This is a genomic window from Stutzerimonas kunmingensis, assembly GCF_014764705.1.
Classification (GTDB): Bacteria; Pseudomonadota; Gammaproteobacteria; order Pseudomonadales; family Pseudomonadaceae; genus Stutzerimonas.
In genome coordinates this window covers 17,283-33,695 of the sequence record NZ_JACXXG010000019.1, presented here as the reverse complement: position 1 = coordinate 33,695, position 16,413 = coordinate 17,283, and the positions used below count along the sequence as shown (strand labels likewise).

Here is a 16,413-nt window from a genome sequence, read left to right as displayed (position 1 = left end):
GGCGCTGATGTGCGCTGCGGTAGCGCACTCTATCAGCTCCCCGGTGGCGCAGATTTGCGCTGGGTATCAGCCTGAGACAATCGTGCTCATGGACAGCGCCTGATAGCCGGCGTACAGCGCGAGTGCGGCAAAGCCGGCCGCGGCGACCCGGCGGATCAGCGTCAACGGCAGGCGGTCGGCGGCGAAGTGGCTGATCAGCACCACCGGAACGTTGGCCAGCAGCATGCCGACCGTGGTGCCGAGGATGACCAGAATGAATTCCGGATACTGTGCGGCGAGCATCACCGTCGCGACCTGGGTCTTGTCGCCCATCTCGGCAATGAAGAAGGCGATCGTTGTCGCGACGAAGGGGCCGTAGGCGCGGCCCAGCTTGGCATCGTCGTCATCCAGTTTGTCCGGCACCAGCGTCCACAGCGCGACCGCGGCGAAGCTTGCCGCCAGTATCCAGCTCAGCGCCACCGGCGAAAGCAGGCTCGATACCCAGCTGCCGACCGCGCCGGCGGCGGCATGGTTGGCCAGCGTGGCGACGACGATGCCCCAGATGATCGGCCACGGTCGCCGATAACGCGCCGCCAGCAGCAGCGCGAGCAACTGCGTCTTGTCGCCGATTTCGGCGAGCGCAACGATCAGGGTGGGGACGAAAAACGATTCCAAGCGGCATTCCTTTAGGGCGGGTCTACAGATTCACCATGACATGCGCAGCCTGCCCGCCCGGGTCAGGTGTACATGTCATGGGTCTTGTCAAACCTGGCCTGGCGTATCGTTACGCGCTGGCCGGTCGCATGCGCCATGGTCTGCGGACCAAGTATGTTGACGCATGCCGGACGAGCAGGGCGCTCGTCGGAGACTACTCCCCCAAGGACGGCGGCGAGTTTGCCGCAACCGGCCGGTCGGTGCAACCGCCGGTCGCTGGCGTCAGGGGTGCACGGCGCGGTAGATACGGAAGCCGTCGCGCTCGGCAAGCGTGTGACAGGGGCCAAGATGCTGCTCAACCAGGGGGGGATACCTGAGGAACGCGTTGGCTACCAGGCGCAGCTCGCCACTGCTGACCAGGTGCTCGGCCGCGCGCTCGATCAGCGCCTCGCTGGCCCGGTAGCTGGTGTGCACGCCCTGGTGGAACGGCGGGTTACTGACGATCGCCGCCAGCTGTCGTGGCGCGGCGTCGATGCCATCCCCGGCAATCACTTCAGCTTCGAGTCCGTTCGCGGCGAGCGTCCTGCGGCTGCTCTCGATGGCGAAGGCGTCCACATCCAGCAGCAGCAGATTGCTTTGCGGATAGCGACGCTTGAGCGTGGCGCCGAGAATGCCGGCCCCACAGCCGAAGTCGAGCACGCGCCCACTTGGGAGGTCATCGAGATGCTCGAGCAGCAGGGCGCTGCCGACATCCAGGCGACCATGGCTGAACACGCCGGGCAGGCTGATGACCTGCAACGGGCCGTCCGCCAGCTCGAGGGTGAAATGGTGCGCCAGGGCGTCCAGTTCGGGAGCAGCAGGTGCCTGCTCGACCATTACCTGCCAGAGCTGGCAGTGGCGGGCGCTGTCGAGCTTGCGCGCGCGGCCGAACCCGGCCAGTTGCCTGGCGGCGCGCTCGACGCCGGCACGTTTCTCGCCGACCAGATACAGCGGCCGTCCGTTGAGGCGCGCCGCCAGCGTTTGCAGCAGATAGTCGGTGAGTTCGCGGGATTTCGGTAGGAACAGCACGGCGGCGTCGAACTCGCCCGGTACCGGTGCGACGCCAAAGCTGCAACGCCCGCCGAAGCGACGGTCCAGCAATTGCTGCTCGCCTGCATGCCAGCTCCAGCCAACCGCGGCGGGAAGCTGACCCAGCAGGTCGTCGGCGGGCGGCCCGGCCAGCAGCAGCCGGCCTTGAAACAGCTCGGCCTGACGCAGCAGCACTTCGCTTCGAGGGTCCATTGGCGTCTCCCGGAAAAAGTCGGGGAGCTTAGGGGCTATCGGCGTTTTCTCGCAAGCCGGGACGCCCAGCCCCTGGGCCGGTGCTCAGTTCACCTGCCGAATCGGTTTGCCGGCAAAGAACGCCGTTGCATTCTCGGCGAGCTGCCCGACGATGCGCTGGCGCGCCTCGCGGCTGCCCCAGGCGCTGTGTGGGGTGATGATCAGGCGTGGCAGGCTCGGGTCCAGCAGCGGGTTGTCGTCGCTCGGCGGCTCGCTGGTCAGAACGTCGGTGGCGGCACCACCCAGGTGACCGCGGCGCAGGGCATCGGCCAGTGCCTGTTCGTCGACCAGGCCACCACGAGCGGCGTTGATCAGGAAGGCGCTCGGCTTCATCAGTTGCAGCTCGCGCGCACCGATCAGATTGCGCGTCTGTTCTGTCAGCGGGCAATGCAGCGTCAATGCGTCCACCTGCGGCAGCAGTTCGTCCAGATCCAGGCGTTCCGGGCGCTTCGGCCGTCCCGGCAGGTTGCCGACCAGCACGCGCATACCAAGCGCCTCGGCCAATCGAGACACCGCGCTGCCGAGTTCGCCGTGGCCGAGCAGGCCGAGGGTCTTGCCTTCCAGCTCGACGATGGGAAAGTCCAGCAGGCAGAACTGACCGCTTTCCTGCCAGCGGCCGCGGGCGACGGCCGCCTGGTAGTCGGGGAGGCGCGTGGCCAGTGCCAGCAGCAACATCAGGGTGTGCTGGGCCACGGTCGGGGTGCCGTAGGCCTGGCAGTTGCAGACCACGATGCCGCGCTCGCCAGCGGCCTGCAGGTCGATGTTGTTGACTCCGGTGGCAGAGACCAGGATCAGCTTGAGATCGGGGCAGGCCGCCAGGGTGTCTGCACTCAGCGCGACCTTGTTGACGATGGCCACCTGCGCGCCGCGCAGACGCTCGACAATCTGATCCGTTGTGCTTTGCTCATGACACACGAGTTCGCTGAACGCGTCCTGCAGCGGGGTCAGATCGAGGTCGCCTTGTTCGAGTGGGGAAAGATCGAGGAAAACGGCGCGACTGGACATCAACTGTACCTTTCGAAGAAGCCGGGGCTGATCGACAATGAAGCCCGGCATTGCGTGGAGACTGGATTGTGTACTGGATGGAATTTATGACCGTGGCGCTGGTGCATCTGCTCGCGGTGGCCAGCCCGGGACCGGATTTCGCGGTGGTGGTCCGCGAAAGCGTGACCCAGGGTCGTCGTGTCGGAAGCTGGACGGCGCTGGGCGTCGGCTGCGGGATATTCGTCCACGTCGCCTATTCCCTGCTCGGTATCGGCCTGATCGTCTCGCAGTCGATTGTGCTGTTCAACCTCTTCAAGTGGCTGGCTGCAGGCTATCTGCTCTATCTCGGCTGGCGCGCGCTGCGTGCACGACCCATGAGCCTGGATACGGCAGACGAGGTCGACACCACGTCGGATCGCTCACCCTGGCAGGCGTTCGTCGTCGGCTTCGTCACCAATGGCCTGAATCCCAAGGCCACGCTGTTCTTCCTCTCGCTATTCACGGTCGTGATCAGCGCCGATACGCCACTGTGGGTGCAGGCCGGTTACGGCGTCTACCTCGCCGGTGCCACCGCGCTGTGGTTTCTGCTGGTGGCCTGGCTGTTCAGTCGAGGCCGCGTGCGTGCTGGCTTTGCGCGAATGGGCCACTGGTTCGACAGGCTGACCGGCGCCGTGCTGATCGGCCTTGGTGTACGTCTGGCGGTAAGCGAGATCGGTTAACACGCTGAAACGAGGTGCGCGGAAAATAATCCTTTGGACTGATTTTGCCTGGGGGCGGACGCTCTAGAGTGCTGTTTACAACTCCAACAAGAACAGGATGCCCCTCATGCTGCAGACCCGTGTCATCAAGCCCGCGGCGAACGCTTACCAGTACCCTCTGCTGATCAAGCGCCTGCTGTTGTCCGGCGTGCGCTACGAGCGCACCCGCGAGATCGTCTACCGTGACCAGCTGCGTTACGACTACCGCACCCTGAATCAACGTGTCGCGCGGTTGGCCAACGTGCTGACTGCAGCCGGCGTCAAGGCAGGTGACACCGTGGCGGTGATGGACTGGGACAGCCACCGCTATCTGGAATGCATGTTCGCCATCCCGATGATCGGCGCCGTGGTGCATACCATCAACGTGCGCCTCTCGCCGGACCAGATCCTCTACACCATGAACCACGCCGATGACCGCTTCGTGCTGGTCAACAGCGAGTTCGTGCCGCTGTACCAGGCGATTGCCGGGCAGCTGACCACCGTGCAGAAGACGCTGCTGCTCACCGATGGCGACGTGCACGACGCCGGCCTGCCGGATTGCGTCGGCGAGTACGAAAGCCTGCTGGCTGCCGCCGAGCCGAGCTACGACTTTCCCGATTTCGACGAGGACTCGGTCGCCACGACCTTCTACACCACCGGCACCACCGGAAACCCCAAGGGCGTCTACTTCACTCATCGCCAGCTGGTGCTGCACACCCTGGCTGCGGCAGTGACGGTCGGCTGCCGGGAGAATCCTCGGCTGCTGGGCTCGGACGACGTCTACATGCCGATCACGCCGATGTTCCATGTGCATGCCTGGGGTTTGCCCTACGTCGCCACCATGCTCGGCCTCAAGCAGGTCTATCCCGGGCGTTACGATCCCGAGTACCTGATCGACCTGTGGCGCCGTGAGCAGGTGACTTTCTCCCATTGCGTGCCGACCATCGTGCAGATGCTGCTCAACGCCAAGGCGGCGCAGGGCACCGATTTCAAGGGCTGGAAGATCACCATTGGCGGCAGTGCGCTGACCCGCGGCCTGTATGACCAGGCCAAGGCCCATGGCATGAACCTGATCGCTGCCTACGGCATGTCCGAGACCTGCCCGCTGATTTCCGGCGCGCACATCAACGACGAGCTACTCGAGGCCGACGAAGACACCCGCAGTACCTTCCACCTCAAGGCCGGCGTCCCGGTGGTGCTGGTCGATGCGGCGATTCAGGCGGCGGACGGCAGCTTCCTGCCGGCGGATGGAAGCTCCCAGGGCGAACTGGTACTGCGTGCGCCCTGGCTTACCCAGGGCTATTACAACGAGCCGGAGAAGAGCGAAGAGCTGTGGGCTGACGGCTGGCTGCACACTGGCGACGTCGCGGTGATCGACGAGATGGCCAATATCGAGATCCGCGACCGCATCAAGGATGTGATCAAGACCGGTGGTGAATGGCTGTCCTCCCTCACCCTTGAAGGGCTGATCAGCCGTCATGAGGCGGTGCGCGATGTCGCCGTGGTTGGTGTGCCGGACGAGCGCTGGGGTGAGCGACCCTTTGCCCTGGTGGTGCTGGGCGAAGGCCGCGAACTGAGCGCTGCCGACTTGCAGACCTTCCTTGAGCCGGCAGTGGCCGAGGGGCACATCAACAAGTGGGCGATCCCACAGCAGATCGCGGTGGTCAGCGAGATTCCAAAGACCAGCGTCGGCAAGCTGGACAAGAAGCGCATCCGCAGCGAAATCGCGCGTTGGCAGAAAGAGGGGAGCGCCGAGCAGACCTCGCTCAGCTGAAGCGAGGTCACGTATCGGTTCAACTCTCGGTAGGGTCCGTCCACGGATTTGCCGGGCGCCCTGATACCGGGTGATCACCGTCGTGATCGGCCTGACCATCGCGGCGGGCATTCATCGATGTCGATCCGGGCAGTTGCCTGAAGCCTGCCCACTCGGCAAGCTTCCCTCCCTGCGCGCCCGCGTAGCGAGAGATTGCCAAGCACCCGAGGACGTCATGGCTGCCACCCAACCGATGCTGATTCGCGAAACCTTCCCCGTCGGCCCTTTGCAGTGCAACTGCACGATCATTGGCGATCCTGTCAGCAAGAAAGCCATCTTGGTCGATCCGGGTGGCGATCCTGAACTGATCATGGCGCGACTCGACGCCCATGGCCTGAAGGTGGTGAGCATCATCCATACCCATGCGCACCTGGACCACTTCCTGGCATCCGGCTCGATGAAGGAGAAGACCGGCGCCACGCTCCATCTGCACAAGGCCGATCAGGTGCTCTGGGACAGCCTAGAGATGCAGTGCCGCATGTTCGGCGTGCCTTACCGTCCGGTGCCAGCGCCCGATCAATGGCTGAGCGACGATGAGGAGCTGGCCTGTGGCTGTGGCGTGGCATTGCACACGCCGGGGCATACGCCGGGATCCATGAGCTTCTGGTTCGCCGACGCCAAATTGCTGATCGCGGGCGACACCCTGTTTCGCCGCGGCATCGGGCGCACCGATCTGTGGGGTGGTGACTACGCCACCATCGAGCGCTCCATCAAGCAGCGGCTCTACTCGCTGGATGAAGACGCGACCGTGGTTACCGGCCACGGCCCGGATACGCGGCTGGGGGACGAAATGCGCGAGAATCCTTTCGTCCGGGCCTGACCCGGGGTGCCGTTGGCCGGGTTCTGCTGCACGGTTCCTATCCCAGGCGGTGACCGATGGTACTCTAGCGCCGCATTCAGGGCCGCGCTCGCAAGGGCTGGGGACTGCCCTGGTAACCGACGAGAGAAGGAAGTAACTATGAAAATGCTGAACATGACCGCCCTCGCAGCGAGCGTCGCTCTGCTGGTGGGATGCACCACCAATCCCTACACTGGCGAGCAGCAAGCCGGCAAGGCCGGCGTTTACGGTGGTATCGGCGCCGTCAGTGGCGCCGTCATCGGTGCGGCGACCTCGAGCAAGAAGGATCGCACCAAGGGCGCGTTGATCGGTGCAGCGGTCGGTGGTGCGGCTGCCGGTGGCTATGGCTACTACGTCGACACCCAGGAGGCAAAGCTGCGCCAGACGCTGCAGGGTACCGGTGTTCAGGTTCAGCGCAATGGTGACAACCTGACGCTGATCATGCCCGGCAACATCACCTTCGCCAGCAACTCGGCGGATATCTCCAGCAGCTTCTACCCGACCCTGAATTCCCTGGTGCAGGTGTTCAAGGAGTTCAACAAGAACGGCGTCGATATCGTCGGCCACACCGACAGCACCGGCTCCCTGCAGCTGAACCAGGACCTGTCCAACCGCCGCGCCCAGAGTGTTGCTTCCTACCTGGTCGGCAATGGTGTGGCCGCTTCGCGGATTTCTTCCTACGGTGCCGGCCCCAGCCAGCCGATCGCCAGCAACGATACAGCTGCCGGTCGCGCGCAGAACCGCCGCGTCGAGATCAACCTGCGTCCGTTGTAAGCATTCATAGGCCGCGAGGCTGCAACGGCCTCGCGGACGTCGAAATTCAGACGCCATAATTCCGTTTATCTCTGCTTCCATTGAACCTCTCTGCGCTATTCGTATCTGACATTCGATAGCACGCCAGTTGTGGCACAGAGGAGGTCGAATGGATGATCGTACCGCTCTCCATTCCCGCAGGTCCTGGTTGCCATTATTGGTCGCTCTGGCCCTGATGGCGGGCCTGGGTGGATGGATCGGCTGGCAGTGGCATGTCCAGGAACAGCGCAGCAAGGTCGAGCAGGAGCAGCGCTTCACCTTCGCTGTGGATGACATCGAACACACGCTACGCGAGCGGATGCGCGCCTACGAGATGGTCTTGCGCGGGCTTGCTGGCGTCGTTGCCGGCAGCGACGAGGTCCGCATCGATGATTGGGCGCGGGCCGTGGACCAGCTGCAGCTGCAGGACTTCTATCCGGGCATCCAGGCTGTCGCGCTGGCGCGGCATGCGACGCCGGAAACCCTCACCACCCTGATCGACCAGATCCGCGCCTCCGGCCGCGAGCGCTTTCGCATGTATCCGCCGGGCGACCGCGAAGAGTACGTGGTGACCGACTACATCCATCCGACCGACTGGCGCAATCGGCGGGTGCTCGGCTTCGATCTGTTCAGTGAGGCGACCCGCCGCGAGGCGATCATCAGTACGCGCAACAGTGGGAATCCGGTGCTCACGGGGCCGTTGCGCCTCAAGCAGGAAACCGAGCAGAACGTACAGGTGGGTGTTCTGTTGTTCTTTCCGATCTATGCGGCGACGGCGCCGGTTACCACCGAGGAGGAGCGTCAGCGCGCCTTTGTCGGCACCCTGCACGGCGCCTTCCGTCTGACCGACCTGATGGAAGGCATCCTCGGCTCGCGCAGCCGAATGCTGCAACTGCAGCTGTTCGATGCCGCTAATCCGGAGTCGCCACTGCTCACCGGACGTGCGCCGGTCAGTGCCGACGCCAAGTTCCAGCGCACTCGGAATATTTACATGTACGGCCGCAGCTGGCAGCTGCAGGTGGCCAGCACGCCGGAATACGAGGCGGTGCTGCGTGACAACAATCGGGCCTTCAGCCTCGCGGCGGCGCTTATGGCGGCGGCATTGTTCTCGTTGCTGGTGGGCGGCTATTTGTATCTGCGCGAACGTGCGCTGCGCAACAGTCAGGTATTGAGCCTGCAATTGCAGGAGCGCGAGGCGCGCTTCCGTCAGCTGATCGAACAATTGCCCGTGGCGACCCTGCTATGCAACGCCGGTGGGCGCATCGAACTGGCCAACCAGAGCGCCGGGCAGCTGTTCGGCAGCTCGACGGAGCTGCTGGCCGGTGAGCGTGTGAGTCGTTACGTACCTGGCGTGCTCGGCGAGCAGGTGCTCGGGCAACTGCGCGAAACCAGTCAGCTCGAACTGCAGGCGCAGCGCGAGGACGGCAAGGCGATCCCGGTTGCCGTCAGCCTGACCAGCTTCAGACATGACGATGTCTTGTATTACGTCCTGAATCTGCTCGATCTGCAGGCGCGCAAGCGCGACGAGGAGCGCTTCCGTAATGTCGTCGAGGCCTCGCCCAATGCCTTCGTGCTGGTGGATACCCGCGGCGACATCGTCATGGTCAATCGCCAGACCGAGCTGCTGTTCGGCTATGAGCGCCAGGAGCTGGTCGGGCAGCCCGTGGAACTGCTGTTGCCCGAAGCCTTGCGCGAAGCGCATCGCGGTCTGCGCCAGGGTTATGCCGAGAATCCGGAACCACGTCGCATGGGCGGCAATCGCGAGCTGTTCGGCCGCCACCGCGACGGCAGCGCGTTGCCTGTGGAAATCGGCCTGTCGCCCTTGCGCAGTGGCGACGAGCAGCTGGTGCAGGCGGTGATCATCGATATCAGTCACCGCAAGGCGGCCGAGCGTCGCTTGCGCGAGCAGGCCGACCAGCTGGCAGTAGCCAATCGCTACAAATCCGAGTTCCTCGCCAATATGTCCCACGAACTGCGCACGCCGCTCAACAGCATTCTCATCCTCAGCGATCAGCTGCGTCAGAACGGCTCGGGCAACCTCAACGACAAGCAGGTCCGGCATGCTGACATCATTCATCGCGCCGGTCATGAGCTGCTGCAGTTGATCAACGATGTGCTGGATCTCGCCAAGATCGAGTCCGGCCATATGCAACTCAAGCTGGAGCCGCTGAACCTGCGTGAGTTGCTGACCGAACTGGAAACCTCGCTGACGCCGATGGCCGAGCAGAAGGGCTTGGCGCTGAAGGTGGTGGTCGACGCGGACGTACCGCCTGCGCTGAATTCGGACCGGGCGCGGCTGCAGCAGATTCTGCGCAACCTGTTGACCAACGCCTTGAAGTTCACCGAGCAGGGGCAGGTGGAGTTGCTGGCGAGCTACCCGCCGGAGGACGCTGACGGACAAATCCTGCAGCTGCAGGTACGTGACAGTGGCATCGGTATCGCCAAGGACCAGCAGGAGCGGATCTTCCAGGCGTTCCAGCAGATCGATGGTTCGATCAGCCGTCACTACGGCGGCACCGGTCTGGGCCTGGCGATCACTCGCCAGTTGGTGGAGGTGCTCGGGGGGCACGTCACGGTTGATAGCGAACTCGGCAACGGCGCCACCTTCACTGTGCGATTGCCGGTGGAGTCGACGTCGGGCGCATCAGCGCAGCCGCTGTTGCCGCGCCAACCGCAGCGCCGTGGGCGTGGTCCGGGGCTGCTGATCATCGAGGACGATGCCGATTTCGCATCGGTAGTGGCGGAGGTCGGGCAGAGCCACGGCTTTACCAGCCTGATCTGCAGCACCGGCCAGCAGGGGCTGGAAGCCCTGCGGCGCGAGCACTTTGCCGCAGTGATCCTTGACATCCTGCTGCCGGACATCAGTGGTTGGCAGGTGCATCGGGAGTTGCGTGGCGACGAGCGTCATCAGGGCATGCCGGTGCTGATCATTTCCTGCGTGCCGCAGCCTCACGACTGGCATGACGATGGTTCGCGCTATCTGGTCAAGCCGGTAGCGCAGGCCGAACTCGAGCGCATCTTCATCGAACTGGCGCGCCACGAACAGAATTCGCTGCGCCTGCTGCTGGTCGAGACCGATCCCCGTCGCCGCGAACTGATCCGTGAGTACTTCGAGCGGCTCGGCTATAGCGTCACGCTGGCGGGGGGCGTCGAAGCGGCCCGGCTGGCGTATGCCGAACAGAATTTCACCGTGGTGGTGGTCGAGCAGGAACTGGCTGACGGCAGCGGGCTGGATCTGCTGGATGCGCTGGAGCGCCTGCGTTCGCTTCGCGGCGTCACGGTGTTGGTGAACAGTTGTGAAAAGCTGTCGGATACAGACCTGCAACACTTGCGCCGTTATTCGGCTTCAGCACTGTCCAAGGAGGATGATGTGAAACGTATGGGAGAACTGGTGCGCCGAGGGCCAACGGTGTCGTCGCCAAGCGCCGCGGCTTCGCTGCAGGTGGCGGCGTCGGGTCGGCGCGTGCTGCTGGTGGATGAGGATGTACGGCTGATCTATTCGCTGACGGCCCAGCTCGATGAGCTCGGGCTGCTGGTGGTCCCGGCCACAAGTGCCGACGAAGCGGTCGAGCGTTTCGATGAGGATGCCTTCGATCTGGTACTGCTGGACATGAGCCAGCCTGGGGCGGAAGGTCCTGATTTGGCGCAGCGGCTTAAGCAGGCACATGACTGTCAGGCCCCCATCGTTGCGCTGGTGACAACGACCGGTGGGGGTGAGCGCGAGCGTTGCATGGCGGCTGGTGTCGACGACGTTCTGCTCAAACCCGTCGAGGCCACGGCGCTGGCGGCACTGTTGCAGCAATGGCTGGGTCTGGAGAGCGGTGCGGCCGAGGCTGAAGAGGAGTAAGCAAGTCGTGCGTGTTGAACATGCCTGTGGTGATGCGTTGATCGATGACACCTGGTGCGCGAATTCCCCGTGGGACGATTTTTGTCGGCAGTTTGGCAACGGATTGCTCGGAGGTTGGCGATGACGCAGACGCAGCTCAAGGCCAAGCCACGCAGTCGTACGCTGCTGGTGGTGGACGACCGGGAAGCGAATCTGGTGGCCATGGAAGCCTTGTTGGGCGATGGTGACTGGCAGGTGCACACGGTCAACTCCGGCGAGGCTGCGCTGCGGGCATTGCTGGAGCTGGACGTCGAGCTGGTGTTGCTGGACGTGCAGATGCCCGGCATGGATGGCTTCGAGGTCGCCCGGCTGATGCGTGGCAGCCCGCATACCCGCTACACGCCGATCATCTTCGTTTCGGCCATCGCGCATACCCGCGACTCCGTGCTGCGCGGTTACGCCACCGGCGCGGTGGACTTCATCCTCAAGCCGTTCGATCCACAGGTGCTCAAACACAAAATCAACACCTTGCTGGCCCACGAACACAACCGCCGTGATCTGCAACTGCTCACGCAGCAACTGGACAGCGCCCGTGCATTCAATGCCTCGGTCCTGAGCAACGCGGCCGAGGGCATTCTGGTGGTCGCCCAGGACGGCTATATCAGCTTCGCCAATCCAGCGATCGCTGGCATGCTGCACACCCGCGTCGAGGACCTGCAGGGCACGCCGTTGCTCTCGCATCTGGCGGCGCCGGAGATGCCGGCCAACTGGCAGGAGTCGGACTTCTACCGTTACTGGCGCAGCGGCTCGACCTATCGTCTGCACGAGGCGCAGCTGCACACCGCCACCGGTACGCCGTTGCCCGTCGCGTTGTCCAGCTCGCCGCTGCCGCGCCAGCAGCGCTCCATGGTGGTCATCGCGTTGGACATGTCGGTGGTGCGCAACCTTCACGTTCAGCTGGAGACCCAGGCGGTCACCGACTCGCTGACCGGGTTGCTGAATCGGCGTGGCTTCCATCAGGCGCTGGAATCGTCGCTGGCGCGGGTCGATCGCAACGGCAAGCGCATGGCGATCCTTTATATCGATCTGGACGGCTTCAAGCGCATCAACGATTCGCTCGGCCACGATGCCGGCGACGAAATTCTGTGCAAGGTGGCGCGCCTGCTGGAGACCTGCATGCGTCCTTACGACATCATCGCGCGCATGGGCGGCGACGAGTTCACCGCGCTGCTGGATTCCCTCGATCACCCGGAGGATGCCGCACGGGTAGCGGAGAAGCTGATCGAGCTGATCTCGGTACGGCACAGGATCGACGGTACCGAGGTGACCCTTGGTGCCAGTATCGGCATCGCTCACTTTCCCGACTGCGGGGTCAGCGTCGATCAGCTGCTGCGCTCGGCAGACATGGCGATGTACGAGGCCAAGCGTGCCGGTCGCCGACAGTATCGCTTCTTCTCCAGCGACATGAACGAGCGTGCGCATGCGCGGCTGATGATGGAGGAGAACCTGCGCAGCGCCACCGAGCGCAACGACTTCGAACTGCTCTACCAGCCACAGGTGATGCTTGGCAGCGGCAAGCTCAGAGGGTTCGAGGGGCTGCTGCGCTGGCCCCAGGGCGATGCGGATGAAAACCAGCCGGGCAACTTCATCCCGCTGCTGGAAGAAACCCGACTGATCGAGCGCGTCGGCGACTGGGTGCTGCGCGAAGGCATGAACCAGTACCGCCAGTGGCTGCCGTCATTCGGCAGCGATCTGATTCTCAGCCTGAACGTCAGCCCGGTGCAGTTCAGCCGGGCTGGGCTGTTCGATTCGCTTCGCCGTCTGCTGGATGAATATCAGCTCCACCCTGCGCAACTCGAGCTGGAGGTCACCGAAGGCACGCTGATGCAAGATCTCGAGCAGAGCTGCGAGAAACTACGGCAATTGCGCAAGCTCGGCGTGCGCGTGGCCATCGACGATTTCGGTACCGGTTATTCGTCGCTGGCTTATCTGCGGCACTTCGAGCTGGATACGCTGAAGATCGACCGACTTTTCATCGCCAACATGCTGGATTCCCCCCGCGATGCGGCGGTGGTCAGTACCATCATTGATCTGGGCCGCAATCTCAACCTGGAGGTGGTGGCCGAGGGCGTGGAAACCCGGGCGCAGCGTGACTGGCTGGTGGAGAACGGCTGCGACGTCATGCAGGGCTTTCTCGTCTCACCGGCATTGAGCGCCGAGCAGGCGCGGGCCTTTCCCACTCAGGTCGCCTGGGACGCGCTCTGAGCGAGCTGGTCAGGGCTGCACCGGAAACTGCTGGTGCAGTTGCTCCAGTTGCAGATCCTTTTCACTCCAGAGCCCGTTGACCCACTGCTGGAATGCCAGCCGATACGACTCGTCCTGGTCGTAGTTGCGGCGGAGGAATTCGGCGGGTATCGGCTGTGCCTGGAGGCGCACGATTACCTGATGGATATTGCCGGCGAGCAGGTCCCAGAAACTCGGGCGCCCGTCGGGGTAATGGATGGTGATGTTGATCAGCGCGGTGAGTTGCTCGCCCATGGCATCGATGACGAAGGCGATGCCGCCAGCCCTTGGCTTGAGCAGATAGCGATAGGGTGAGGCCTGTTCGGTGTGCTTGTCCTCGGTGAAACGTGTGCCTTCGAGGAAGTTGAACACCGACACCGGATTGGTCCGATAGCGCTCGCAGGCTTTGCGTGTGGTCGCCAGGTCCTCGCCACGCTTCTCCGGGTACTTGGCCAGATACTCCTTGCTGAAGCGCTTCATGAAGGGAAACTCCAGCGCCCACCAGCACAGGCCGATCACCGGGACCCAGATCAGCTCCTGTTTGAGAAAGAACTTGAGGAACGGCATGCGCCGGTTGAGCTGGTACTGCAGCACGAGGATGTCCGCCCAGCTCTGATGGTTGCTGGTGACCAGGTAGGAGTGATGCATGTCAACCTGATCCAGACCCTGCACGTCCCAGCGGATCGGGCGAACCAGATCCATCCAGAAGCTGTTCATCGCGATCCAGGACTCGGCGATCCAGTGCATGCCGAAGCGCAGGCTGCGTTGTATCGAAGGGATTGGAAACAGCAGCTTGAGCAGCGAGAGCGCAAACAGCGGCCAGCACCAGAACAGGGTATTGAGCGCAAGCAGCAGGGCGGCGAGGCTGCCGCGCAGTGGAGCGGGGAGAAAGCTCAGCATGAAGTTCTCGTCGATACGGCTGATTCGAGGCGCCAAGAGTAGCGATTACGCGCTGAACTGCAACTATCGAGAGGGGTGAAGCACTGGCGCCGCCTGCCGGAGGGCGAGGCGGCTCCAGTCGGAAGCGGCCGTCAGGCCTTCTGGTTGGCAGCCTGCAGAGCGGTCAGGGCGATGGTGAAGACGATGTCATCCACCAGGGCGCCGCGGGACAGGTCGTTGACCGGCTTGGCCAGGCCTTGCAGCATCGGGCCGACGCTGAGGCAGTTGGCGTTGCGCTGAACCGCTTTGTAGGTGGTGTTGCCGGTGTTTAGGTCGGGGAAGATGAACACCGTGGCCTGGCCGGCGACCTTGCTGTTAGGGGCCTTCTGCTTGCCGACGCTGAGCACGGAGGCGGCGTCGTACTGCAGCGGGCCGTCGATCGGCAGCTCGGGCGCACGACCCTGGGCGATGCGAGTGGCTTCGGCGACCTTCTCGACTTCTGCACCGCTGCCGGAGCTGCCGGTGGAATAGCTGATCATCGCGACGCGCGGGTTGACGCCCAGGGCCACGGCGGACTCGGCGCTCTGCAGGGCGATCTCCGCCAGCTCGGTGGCGCTCGGATTCGGGTTGACCGCGCAATCGCCGTAGACCAGAACCTGATCCGGCAGCAGCATGAAGAACACCGAGGACACCAGGCTGTAGCCCGGTGCGGTCTTGATCAGCTGCAGGGCTGGGCGGATGGTATTGGCGGTGGTGTGCACTGCGCCGGAAACAAGGCCGTCCACTTCGTCCAGCGCCAGCATCATGGTGCCGAGGACCACGGTGTCCTTCAGCTGCTCGCGGGCATCGTCCGGGGTCAGGCCCTTGGCCTTGCGCATTTCGCACATCGGCTCGACGTAGCGGTTGGCGATGTTGTCCGGATCGAGAATCTCCAGGCTGGCGGGCAGGGTGATGCCTTGCTCGCGAGCGACCTGCTGGACTTCTTCCGGCTTGGCCAGCAGCACGCAGCGGGCGATGCCACGCTCCTGGCAGATGGCGGCGGCGCGGATGGTGCGTGGCTCGTTGCCTTCGGGCAGCACGATGCGCTTGTTGGCATCCTGCGCGCGCTTGACCAGCTGGTAGCGGAAGGCTGCCGGCGACATGCGCAGCTCGCCGCGCGGCACGCTGTAGCGGGTGTGCAGGAACTCGGGATGCAGGTGCTTGGCGATGAAATCGGTGACTCGTGTGGCACGTTCGATGTCGTCCGACGGGGTTTCCTTGTTCAGGCCGAACAGGTTGTTCGCCGTGTCGTAGGAGTTGGTTTCCACGGTCATCACCGGCAGGCCGCCGTCCAGTGCGGCCTTGCACAGCTCGAGGATGCGCGGGTCCGGGGCGAAGTCGCTGCACAGCAACAGGCCGGCGAGTTTTTCGCCGTTGAGCGAGGCCAGGCTGGCGGCCAGGATGATGTCGTCGCGGTCGCCTGGCGTCACTACCAGCACGCCGGACCGCAGCAGCTGTACGGTGTTCGGAACGGCGCGCGCGCACAGAACGATCTTGTTGACGCGACGCTGGTCGGCTTCACCGGCGTTCAGTACCTGAGCGCCGAGCAGCTCGGCGATGTCTCGGGTGCGCAGTGCGTTGAGCTCTTCGGAGAAGGGGATCGCGCCCAGCAGCTGGAAGTCGGCGCTGCCCAGCAGCGGCAGGTGCTGTTTGAGGCTGTCTACGAAAGCCGGCAGGCCTTCTTCGGTCTTGACCTTGTTGAGGATGACACCAAGCACCTTGGGGTCCTTCGCGCCGCCGTACAGCTGCGCCTGGATCTCGATGCGTTCGGCCAGGCGCTTGAGGCTGTCGCTGCCCTGGGCGCCGATCAGGATAACCTCGGCGTCCAGGCTCTTGGCCAGCTGGGTGTTGATGCGCTGGGTGTAGTTGGACTCGCGGGTGGGCACCATGCCTTCGACGATGACCACGTCCTTGCCGGCAGCGACTTCCTGGTAGCGGCTGATGACATCTTCGAGCAGCAGGTCGATCTCGCCATCGGCAAGCTGACGCTCTACCTGCTCTAGCGGCAGCGGCTCGGGCGAGGTCAGGTTAAGGGTGCGCTCGACCAGGATGCAGGAGCGCTCACGGCCCTGATCGACCGGAAAGGGCTGGGCGATCGGCTTGAAGAAACCGACCTTCAGCCCGGCGTTTTCCAGGGCGCGAATCAGGCCGAGGCTGATGGAATTGAGGCCGCCGCCGAAACCGGTGGGGGCTAGAAAGATTGTGTGCATGGCATCTCCTTGAGGGCAGGGTGCTCGGGGTAACGGTGCTGGGCGCCGGCAAGGCTAGG

General features: G+C 64.0%; 11 protein-coding genes and 1 riboswitch. Of the genes, 6 read left to right on the top strand and 5 right to left on the bottom strand.

Annotated features, from left to right (window positions below; genetic code table 11):
- Nucleotides 1-66 precede the first annotated feature (66 nt).
- The 3 genes from IEG05_RS14750 to IEG05_RS14740 form a co-directional block, all read right to left on the bottom strand.
- Nucleotides 67-654, bottom strand: coding sequence for a TMEM165/GDT1 family protein (locus IEG05_RS14750; protein WP_014821310.1), 588 nt, complete (start codon nucleotides 652-654; stop codon nucleotides 67-69).
- Between the two features lie 90 nt (nucleotides 655-744).
- A riboswitch (yybP-ykoY riboswitch) is annotated at nucleotides 745-861 on the bottom strand.
- Between the two features lie 54 nt (nucleotides 862-915).
- A complete protein-coding gene (locus tag IEG05_RS14745) occupies nucleotides 916-1,914 on the bottom strand; it encodes a class I SAM-dependent methyltransferase (protein ID WP_125862212.1) in 999 nt (332 codons plus the stop codon).
- 84 nt (nucleotides 1,915-1,998) lie between these two features.
- Nucleotides 1,999-2,958: a 2-hydroxyacid dehydrogenase gene (locus IEG05_RS14740; protein ID WP_191122312.1), complete on the bottom strand. Its 960-nt coding sequence runs from the start codon at nucleotides 2,956-2,958 to the stop codon at nucleotides 1,999-2,001.
- A 68-nt stretch (nucleotides 2,959-3,026) separates the two neighbouring features.
- Between IEG05_RS14740 and IEG05_RS14735 the strand changes: the two genes are divergently transcribed.
- From IEG05_RS14735 to IEG05_RS14710, 6 genes are all read left to right on the top strand, one after another.
- Nucleotides 3,027-3,656 (top strand): LysE family translocator, encoded by a 630-nt coding sequence (locus tag IEG05_RS14735; RefSeq protein WP_031297223.1) that lies wholly within the window; start codon nucleotides 3,027-3,029, stop codon nucleotides 3,654-3,656.
- 106 nt (nucleotides 3,657-3,762) lie between these two features.
- Nucleotides 3,763-5,448 (top strand): fatty acid--CoA ligase, encoded by a 1,686-nt coding sequence (locus tag IEG05_RS14730; protein WP_191122311.1) that lies wholly within the window; start codon nucleotides 3,763-3,765, stop codon nucleotides 5,446-5,448.
- Between the two features lie 214 nt (nucleotides 5,449-5,662).
- Complete coding sequence (locus IEG05_RS14725; RefSeq protein ID WP_191122310.1) at nucleotides 5,663-6,307, top strand: MBL fold metallo-hydrolase; 645 nt, start codon at nucleotides 5,663-5,665, stop codon at nucleotides 6,305-6,307.
- Nucleotides 6,308-6,445: 138 nt separating this feature from the next.
- Nucleotides 6,446-7,099: a YiaD family glycine zipper/OmpA-like lipoprotein gene (locus IEG05_RS14720; protein ID WP_003302724.1), complete on the top strand. Its 654-nt coding sequence runs from the start codon at nucleotides 6,446-6,448 to the stop codon at nucleotides 7,097-7,099.
- A 148-nt stretch (nucleotides 7,100-7,247) separates the two neighbouring features.
- Nucleotides 7,248-10,964: a CHASE domain-containing protein gene (locus IEG05_RS14715; protein ID WP_191122309.1), complete on the top strand. Its 3,717-nt coding sequence runs from the start codon at nucleotides 7,248-7,250 to the stop codon at nucleotides 10,962-10,964.
- A gap of 120 nt (nucleotides 10,965-11,084) precedes the next feature.
- Nucleotides 11,085-13,208, top strand: a complete 2,124-nt coding sequence (locus IEG05_RS14710; RefSeq protein WP_191122308.1) for a putative bifunctional diguanylate cyclase/phosphodiesterase — start codon at nucleotides 11,085-11,087, stop codon at nucleotides 13,206-13,208.
- A gap of 9 nt (nucleotides 13,209-13,217) precedes the next feature.
- Here IEG05_RS14710 and IEG05_RS14705 read toward each other — a convergent pair whose 3' ends face one another.
- On the bottom strand, nucleotides 13,218-14,126 hold the full coding sequence (locus IEG05_RS14705) for an acyltransferase (protein ID WP_191122307.1): 909 nt from the start codon (nucleotides 14,124-14,126) through the stop codon (nucleotides 13,218-13,220).
- Between the two features lie 131 nt (nucleotides 14,127-14,257).
- Nucleotides 14,258-16,354, bottom strand: a complete 2,097-nt coding sequence (gene pta / locus IEG05_RS14700; RefSeq protein WP_023444186.1) for a phosphate acetyltransferase — start codon at nucleotides 16,352-16,354, stop codon at nucleotides 14,258-14,260.
- Nucleotides 16,355-16,413: the final 59 nt, after the last annotated feature.

Coding starts and splice junctions, on each gene's coding strand:
- IEG05_RS14745 (WP_125862212.1), bottom strand. CDS start 1,914: ATGGACCCTCGAAGCGAAGTGCTGCTGCGTCAGGCCGAGCTGTTTCAA.
- pta (WP_023444186.1), bottom strand. CDS start 16,354: ATGCACACAATCTTTCTAGCCCCCACCGGTTTCGGCGGCGGCCTCAAT.
- IEG05_RS14725 (WP_191122310.1), top strand. CDS start 5,663: ATGGCTGCCACCCAACCGATGCTGATTCGCGAAACCTTCCCCGTCGGC.
- IEG05_RS14720 (WP_003302724.1), top strand. CDS start 6,446: ATGAAAATGCTGAACATGACCGCCCTCGCAGCGAGCGTCGCTCTGCTG.
- IEG05_RS14710 (WP_191122308.1), top strand. CDS start 11,085: ATGACGCAGACGCAGCTCAAGGCCAAGCCACGCAGTCGTACGCTGCTG.
- IEG05_RS14705 (WP_191122307.1), bottom strand. CDS start 14,126: ATGCTGAGCTTTCTCCCCGCTCCACTGCGCGGCAGCCTCGCCGCCCTG.
- IEG05_RS14740 (WP_191122312.1), bottom strand. CDS start 2,958: ATGTCCAGTCGCGCCGTTTTCCTCGATCTTTCCCCACTCGAACAAGGC.
- IEG05_RS14715 (WP_191122309.1), top strand. CDS start 7,248: ATGGATGATCGTACCGCTCTCCATTCCCGCAGGTCCTGGTTGCCATTA.
- IEG05_RS14730 (WP_191122311.1), top strand. CDS start 3,763: ATGCTGCAGACCCGTGTCATCAAGCCCGCGGCGAACGCTTACCAGTAC.